The organism is Paractinoplanes durhamensis (genome assembly GCF_016862175.1).
Lineage (GTDB): Bacteria > Actinomycetota > Actinomycetes > Mycobacteriales > Micromonosporaceae > Actinoplanes > Actinoplanes durhamensis.
Window position 1 is genome coordinate 1 of the sequence record NZ_BOML01000125.1, and the last position, 1,524, is coordinate 1,524.

The 1,524-nt window shown below is 69.9% G+C and carries 2 protein-coding genes; both read right to left on the reverse strand.

Translation table 11 applies throughout. The features are described from left to right. On the reverse strand, nucleotides 1-656 hold a 656-nt coding region (locus Adu01nite_RS47390; protein WP_203735996.1), incomplete at its 3' end, for a helix-turn-helix domain-containing protein. 52 nt (nucleotides 657-708) lie between these two features. Beyond that, the gene (locus tag Adu01nite_RS49045; protein WP_203735997.1) at nucleotides 709-1,329 is read right to left on the reverse strand and encodes a helix-turn-helix domain-containing protein; all 621 of its coding nucleotides are present in this window, start codon (nucleotides 1,327-1,329) and stop codon (nucleotides 709-711) included. Nucleotides 1,330-1,524: the final 195 nt, after the last annotated feature.

Consider the following 1,524-nt stretch of genomic DNA (forward strand, 5'->3'; position numbering starts at 1 on the left):
GAGGACAGGGCCGGACGCAACGCCGCGGCGAGGCGCACGGTGTCTTCGGAGTAGCCGAACCGGTGACCCATCACCGCCCGGCTGTGATCATCAACGAAGGCGAACAAGTACGTTTTCCGGCCGGCCACGACCGTCGCATGCAAGACGTCGCCGACCCACAGTTCGTTGGGCCGGCCGGCTTCGAACCGGCCGAACACCTCGACCTGCGCGGCCTGTGACGGGGCAGGAGCGTGCAGGTCGAGGCGTTCGAAATGCCGTTGCAGGGTGCGTTCCGACGGCGACCACCCCGATGCGGCCCGCAGGATCCGGGCGACCTGGGTCGCGGTGCGGGCCAGGTTCTCCCGTTTCAGCCCGGCAGCCATGTCCAGGACCTCGACCGGGGTCCGGGCGTGGACCTGCGCCGGGCGCGGGACCAGACCGGCGAACCCTTCCGCCCGCCACCACCGGCACCACCGGTCGATCGTCTGCCGCGACACGCTGACCTTCTGTCCGAACGGGCCGTCATGCTCACGATCAGCGATCGCCTGCACCAACGGACCACGCTGCCGGCTCGACAGGCGCACGTCGATGACGTCCTGGATCAGCCGGTAACGGAACAACGCGACCTGCCGGGCCTGCTCAGCACGGACTCGGGCCTGGTCATCAGCGGTAGTCAATGTTGATCTCCTCATGCGCAGGTCAGGACTATCTGCGCGTGAGACTGGCCGATCACCAAAACCCTGCCCAGAGGCGATTCGTGTTGATCAACTCGGCGGCGCAAGGCGGCCCGAGCAGCCCACCGTGCGACACCGCCGACGCCAACAACCACGGCGACACCATGAGCCGTAACCCCGGCCACCGCGACAGCACCGCCACAGTCGCCGCCAACACCGCCGCGACCGCGTCCGCGAACCCGGTCGGTGCCGCCAACGGCGCCGCCGTGCCGGGATCAACATCGACGGCCAAAGCTGTGAACCCGGCCCGCACCGACTCGGCCCGCTCCGCGAAGCGGCGAAGCCACCCCCGCACCGTCGACGCCGGCCGGCCCACCAGCACCGCGATCTGCCGATGTCCCCAGCCGGCGGCCTTCGCCACCAGCGACGCACCGATCACCTCGACGACATCGGCGCGCCGGGACAGCCCGATCACCGGCAGCAACACCTGAGTTCGCCCGCAGCCGGTGCACACCGCCCGCCGAGGCCGCACCAGGACCCGCCCCTCGACATCGCGTAACCACCGCGGCCGGGCGAAACCCCAGCCAGTCAACACATCAGCGCAGAACGGGCAGAACAACCCACCCGACCGCAAACGTTCCTCGACCCGAGCCGCGTCGGCCTCTACCGTGAGCATCGAGCTGCCTCCGCGCAGCGCACACGGCCCTCCCGGCCGCCTCGGCCAAGAGAAAGACCGGGAGGGCCGCCCCTATCCAGACCCGCTCACGCTGACGCCGCGCGGCACTAACAACAAGCCCCCGACCAGCCCTAACGCCGCCCACCAGCAACGACGCGCACACCCCCCACGTCCTCACGCCGAACGTCGTTCAAC